The organism is Treponema sp., from assembly GCF_045657965.1.
Classification (GTDB): Bacteria; Spirochaetota; Spirochaetia; order Treponematales; family Treponemataceae; genus Treponema_D.
The window spans coordinates 1-6743 of the sequence record NZ_JAZOUG010000206.1 but is presented as its reverse complement, the minus strand read 5'-3'; the positions used below and the strand labels follow the sequence as shown (position 1 = coordinate 6743).

General features: G+C 39.2%; 4 protein-coding genes. All 4 read left to right on the top strand.

Annotation, left to right across the window (positions count from 1 at the left end):
* A partial coding sequence (locus ACKI5B_RS07515) for a hypothetical protein (RefSeq protein ID WP_407427377.1) occupies positions 1 to 1074 on the top strand: 1074 nt, incomplete at its 5' end.
* Between the two features lie 9 nt (positions 1075 to 1083).
* On the top strand, positions 1084 to 3600 hold the full coding sequence (locus ACKI5B_RS07510; RefSeq protein ID WP_407427375.1) for an ATP-dependent Clp protease ATP-binding subunit: 2517 nt from the start codon (positions 1084 to 1086) through the stop codon (positions 3598 to 3600).
* 85 nt (positions 3601 to 3685) lie between these two features.
* Positions 3686 to 5758 (top strand): [Fe-Fe] hydrogenase large subunit C-terminal domain-containing protein, encoded by a 2073-nt coding sequence (locus ACKI5B_RS07505; RefSeq protein WP_407427373.1) that lies wholly within the window; start codon positions 3686 to 3688, stop codon positions 5756 to 5758.
* 82 nt (positions 5759 to 5840) lie between these two features.
* Positions 5841 to 6743 (top strand): FAD-dependent oxidoreductase (locus tag ACKI5B_RS07500; protein WP_407427371.1); only part of this gene is annotated, 903 nt, incomplete at its 3' end.

Here is a 6743-nt window from a genome sequence, read left to right as displayed (position 1 = left end):
TCAAACGATGCATGGTTCGCATCAAGCGGACCGGAAAATGACGTAGTTCTTTCTACACGTGTCCGCCTTGCACGAAATCTTGCTAATTTTCCTTTTCCTGCAAAGTTTAAGGATGATGATGACTTTCGTGTTCAGACTCTCGTTTTTGATGCTTTTTCTCACTGCGAAGAGCCGGATAAATATCAGGGAGTCGTTTCTACTGAACTTGATGAACTTGGAGAAGCAATTTTAGAAGAAAGGGGAATTTTGAGCTCAGTTTCTTCAAAACAAAACGGAAGCGGAATAATTTTACGCACAGACGGAAAAGTTTCCTGCGAAGTAAATTCTTCTGACCATGTGCGCCTTTCTTCATTTGTACCGGGGCTTGACGGAAATACAGCTTTTAATCTCGTTGCAAAAGTAGATGACGAACTGCAAAATACAATTCAGTTTGCAGCTGACTATGAAATCGGCTATCTTACTTCTTCAATTAATGACTGTGGAAGCGGAATGAAGGTTTCCTGCCGGGTTCATCTGCCGTCTCTTTCTTTTTCAGGAAAAGTTGCTGAGCTTTTTAATTCACTTAATTCAAAAGAAATTGTCATAAGCGATTGTTTCGGTGCAGGCACTCTTCCTATGTCTTCACTCGGCTTTTACTATCAGATTTCAACAAAAATCGCCGGTAACGGCAACGAACTTGATCAGATTGCTTCCCTTGTTTCTGCGGTAAAATTTCTTGCAGAAAATGAACGACGTGAACGCGATATTGTTTTAAGAAAACGTCAGACAGAACTTCGCAATAGAATTTACCGCTCTTACGCAAAAGTAAAATTCGCTTCACTAATAGAGCTTCGTGAAGCCGTAGAATTAATTTCTGATATAAAGTGGGGTAAAAATCTTGGCTTTTTTACAGGAATCTCTGATGAAGAGCTTTGTGCACTTTTATACCGGGTTCAGAGCGGGCATCTTCAGTTTGTGTTAAAAAGCAGAAAATTTAATTTCCCAAAAGACATTTCAGAAAACAAAAATCTTAAAACTGACTACCTGCGCTCTTTAATTTTGCAGGAAGCTTTTGAAAATATAAAACTTTGCTAAGGATAAAATATGAAAGGATTGTCACCCAAGGCACAAAGATTGCTTACAGATTCAGCTCAGAAAGAAGGCCGGAACTCTGCTCTTGCAGAACTTCTGCCTGAACATGTAATGCTTGCACTTATAAAAGATGCTGATAATATGGCTTTTAATGCATTAAAAGTCCTTAATATAAATATTCTTTCTCTTCAGCTTTTAATCGAGCAGACTTTATCTCAGTTCCCGCGAGTTCCAAATCCACCGGCTTTTTCTGCTCTTCCGCCAAGCCGCCGCCTTCGCACTCTGCTTGATGTTGCTGTTATTGAATCGCGCTCACTTCGAAGTGAATACGTAGGAACAGAACATCTTCTTCTGGCTTCTATCCGCGAAGAAAATTCGGCTGCATTCCGCTTTTTCCAGAGGGCTTCAATTCCGCTTGATACAGTACGCAATGTAATCCGCGATTTACAGAACGAAAACGGAGGCGAAGACCAGAGCGAAAACCGTGAAGTTGAATATGCCAATGCAAAAAACAACGAGCAGAATTCTCAGAAAAAAAAGTCTTTCCTTGCAGAATTCAGCCGCGATTTAACAGATTTAGCCAAAAAAGGCGAACTTGATCCTGTAATCGGTCGTTCAACAGAAATCGAGCGTATAATTCAGATTTTAAGCCGGCGTACAAAAAATAATCCTATCCTTGTAGGTGAGCCTGGAGTCGGTAAAACTTCTGTTGCAGAAGGTCTTGCTCAGAGGGTGGCTTCGGGTGAAGTTCCGTACAATCTTCTTCAAAAACGGGTTCTTCTGCTCGACATTACTGCCATGGTTGCAGGTACCAAGTACCGCGGAGACTTTGAAGAGCGCATGAAGCGTATGATGAAGGAAGTAAAAGAAAGCGGCGATATTATTCTTTTTATTGACGAGCTTCACATGATTATTGGGGCTGGAAGTCCTGACGGCACAATGGATGCAAGTAACATTTTAAAGCCTGCTCTTTCCCGCGGTGAACTTCAGCTTGTCGGAGCCACAACATTTAAGGAATACCGTAAACATATCGAAAAAGATTCTGCTTTAGCCAGAAGATTTCAGCTCGTTAAAATAAATGAACCTTCAAACGAGGAAACCATTCAGATTCTTAACGGCTTAAAGTCAAAATACGAGGAATTTCACAATGTAATTTATGATGAAGGCTCAATCGAAGCAATCGTAAAACTTTCTTCACGTTATATTCCTGAAAAATATCAGCCGGATAAGGCAATCGATTTGCTGGACGAAGCTGGCAGTGCAAAAAAAATCACTTCAGAAAGCCGTCCGACAGAGCTTGCAGAACTTGAAAAATCAATCGAAGATTTAAGTCACGAAAAGGAAGCTCTTGTTGCAAATCAGGATTACGAAAAAGCGGCTCAAATCCGCGATAAAGTGCGCGATTTAAAGCAAAAGCTCGACGACTTTAACAATTACTGGAAGAACAATGCCGTTACTGTAAAAAAACATGTTACTCCACAGGATATTGCGCACATTATTTCTGACATGACAGGAATTCCGTCTCAGCAGCTGGATTCTGCTGAAGCCGGCCGTCTTTTGGATATGGAAAAAGAAATCCACAAAGACGTAATCGGTCAGGACGAAGCCGTAAAATATCTTTCAAGTGCAATCAGACGAAGTCGTGCTGGTGTTTCAAGCCCGAACAGGCCTATGGGTTCATTTATTTTCCTCGGGCCAACCGGTGTAGGAAAAACCCAGCTTGCAAAAGCAATGGCAAAATTTCTTTTTGGAACAGAAGATGCCTTAATCAGAATCGATATGTCCGACTTCATGGAAAAGCATACTTCAAGCAGACTTGTAGGTTCTGCTCCTGGCTATGTAGGTTACGAAGAAGGCGGCATGCTTACAAACAAGGTTTTGCAGAAGCCTTATTCAGTTGTCCTTTTTGACGAAATTGAAAAAGCTCACAATGAAGTATTCAATCTTCTGCTTCAGATTCTTGAAGAAGGTGAACTTTCTGATAACCTGGGCCACACAGTAAATTTCAGAAATACTGTAATTATTATGACAAGCAATGCCGGTGCGCGTTCAATTACCGCAGATAAAAAACTCGGTTTTGCCCAGCTTGATGACGGATTTTTGCCTCCGGCAGAAATTAAAGCCAACGCAATGGAAGAACTTAAGCGCATTATGGCTCCAGAGCTTATCAACCGGATTGACGACATTGTTGTCTTCAATCCGTTAAAGCGCGAAGAAATTTCAAAAATTCTCGATATTCAGATTGCAGAACTTGAAGGCCGTCTTTCTGAGCAGAATATTCATCTTGTAATAAAAGGAAAGGCACGCGATTATCTTTTAGACCACGGATACGAGCCGAGCATGGGAGCACGTCCTATGCGCCGTTTGATTCAGAACGAAATCGAAGATCAGCTTGCAAATCTTATTCTTGCCGGAAGAGTAAGTGAAAACGGAGAAGTTGAAGTCTGCTACGAAAAAGAAAAGCTTGTTGTAAAGACCGCAAAGCTAAGGCTTCCCAAAAAAGAAAAAACAGCTCTGATTGAACAATAAATTAAGCAGAACTTAAAATATTTTCTTTTTCTTGTTTTATTTTTATTTTTTTTTGATTATAATAGTACCGAAAAGGTACTAAAATATGTCAAAAAAAGAACTCGCTCCAGTAATTTTTGTTGATAAGGACAAGTGTGTAAACTGTCACCGTTGTATTGCTGTCTGTCCTTCTAAAATGTGTAATGATTGTTCCGGTGATTATGTAAAAGTTAATCATGAACTTTGTCTGGGCTGCGGTGCATGTATTCAGGCGTGCGATCACGGAGCCAGATATGGTATTGATGATACAGAAGATTTTTTTGCTTCTCTACAGAAAGGTGAAAAAATTGTTGCAATTGTAGCACCGGCAGCAGCTGCACATTTCCGCGGTCTTGATCTGGAACTCAACGGCTATTTAAAATCAATCGGTATAAAAGCTGTTTTTGATGTCAGCTTTGGTGCAGAACTTACAACAAAATCTTATGTCGAATTTATCAAAAAAAATAATCCTAAACTTGTAATTTCACAGCCTTGTCCGGCTCTTGTTACCTGGTTTGAGCTTTATCACCCTGAACTTCTGCAGTATCTTGCTCCTGCAGACAGTCCTATGGCTCACACAATTACAATGATTAAAAAATTCTATTCGGAATATTCTTCGTGCAAAGTTGCCGTAATTTCACCATGCTATGCAAAAAGACACGAGTTTGATGAAAATGGGCTGGGAGATTTTAATGTTGCAATGCATTCATTGAGCATGCATTTTAAAGCAAAAAACATTAATCTTTCTTCCTTTCCTAAAATTCCTTATGATAATCCTCTGGCAGAGCGTGGTGTTTTATATTCAACACCGGGCGGACTTTTGCGTACTGCAGAACGTTTTGTTCCGGGAATAAGCAAAAAAACACGAAAAATCGAAGGTTTCCCTGAAGTATATGAATATTTTTCTCAGCTTGCAAAAGATTTAAAAAACGGAAAACAGCCTAAATATCAGCTGATTGACTGCTTAAACTGCGGTAAAGGCTGTAACTGTGGAGCTGGTACCGATAATCAGGAACTTTCGCGCGATGAACTTGAAAATTTAATTGAAAAGCGCATGGAAGAACGCAAAAAAGAATGGAAAATGACCGGTGAAAAGCCAAAAAAGTCATCTCTAAAAAAACTTGATGCAACAATCAATAAGTTCTGGAAGGAAGGCATTTATAACCGTACTTATATCGATAGAAGTGAGGCTATCCGTCATCTTAAAGAACCGTCAGAAGATCAGATTACAAAAATTTTCCATGAAATGGGAAAAAATTCAAAAAAAGATGAGCTTAACTGTCAGGCCTGCGGTTACCGTTCCTGCCGTGAAATGGCAAAGGCAATTTTTAACGGCGTAAACAAAATGGAACACTGTTCTTATTATGTCATGCATAAAATGACAGAAGATTTTAAAAATCAGATTCAGTCTTCAATCGATAAAGTTACTCAAAAAACTCTTTCCTGTCTCGGTGATTCAGAAAAAAATGTAAATGAACTTTCTCTTGTAACGAATACAATGACTTCAAATGTAAATTCATCTGCTTCTGCAATAGAACAGATGATTGGAAATATCGGTTCTATAAATTCTATTCTCGAAAAGAACTTTGAAGCTGTAAATGAACTTGAAGAAGCAACTTCGACCGGTCAGAAAAGTCTTACTGATGTAAACAAAATTGTTGCAGAGATTGAAGAGAGTTCACGAGGTCTGGTTGAAATGAGTAAGATGATTGATTCAATCGCTACTCAGACAAATCTGCTTTCGATGAATGCGGCAATTGAAGCAGCTCATGCTGGAGAATCCGGCAAAGGATTTGCTGTAGTTGCTTCTGAAATCAGAAAACTTGCCGAAGATTCAAGTAAACAGACACGAGCAATTGATGAAGTCTTAAAAAATATGAAATCATTGATTGATACGGCTTCCCTTAAAACAAATGAAGTTTCATCTGAGTTTAATCATATAGTTAATCTTTCAACTCAAGTAAAACAGCAGGAAAATCAGGTCCGGAATGCTGTTGCTGAGCAGAATAACGGCGGCGAAATGCTTCTTGAGAGTATCGGTCAGATGCGAAAAGCTCAGAATGCTGTTAGTGATGCCACTGAAAAACTCAGTAAAGGAACAGTTGAAATCAAAAAGACTATAGAAACTCTTGAAGTTTAGAGTAAATTGATTTCGAGTTTACATAAATGCTAAAAAATGTTACTATATTCTAACTTTTTAAAGTTTAGAACAGGACGTTTTTATGAAGTACATAAAATTTTTAGCATTTGCTGTAATCATTTCACTTTTTGTTTCCTGCAGTAAAGAAATATCTTTAACTGATGGTGTTTTTACCGGAAAAGGCGAAGGCAGAAACGGAGAAGTTGAAGTTGAAATTACTGTAAAAGACGGTAAAATTTTTGATGCAAAAATCGTAAAAGAAAGTGAAACTCCAGAAATTGCACTCCCTGCTGAAGAACTGATTTTAAAACAGTTTATTACTTCCGGTTCTACAGAAGAAATCGATGTAGTTTCCGGTGCAACACTTACTTCAAACGCCGTCTTAGATGCTCTTGATGAAGCAATTTCTCAGGCTCAAAACAAAGTAATTAAAACAGTTTCTTACAAAGATACAGAATGTGATATCGTAATAATCGGAGCCGGAGGAGCCGGATTGGTTGCAGCAACTGAAGCGGCAAGTAAAGGTGCAGATGTAATTGTTCTTGAAAAAATGGGAACTGCAGGCGGAAATGCAGTTTCTTCAACGGGTGGAATCAATGCATCTTATACAAAAGAACAGCAGCGGCTTGGAATTAAAGATTCACCTGAGGTTTTTTATGAAGATACAATGCGCGGCGGTAAAAATCTTAATGATCCTGTTTTAGTCCGTACACTTGTCGATAATTCTGCTGCTATGGTTGAATGGTTACAGTCACCACTTGTAGGTGCAGATTTAAGTGATGTCGGTATGTTTGGCGGAGCAACAAACAAGCGTATTCATCGTCCTGAAGGAGGCGGTGCAATTGGTGCTCATCTTATTCCTCTTTTGCAAAAAGCAGCTTTACAGCAGGGTTCCCAGATAAGATTTAAAAATAGAGTAACAGATATTCTTTCTGATAAAGCCGGAAATAAGGCTTGTGGTGTACGGGTTTCAACAGAAAACGGA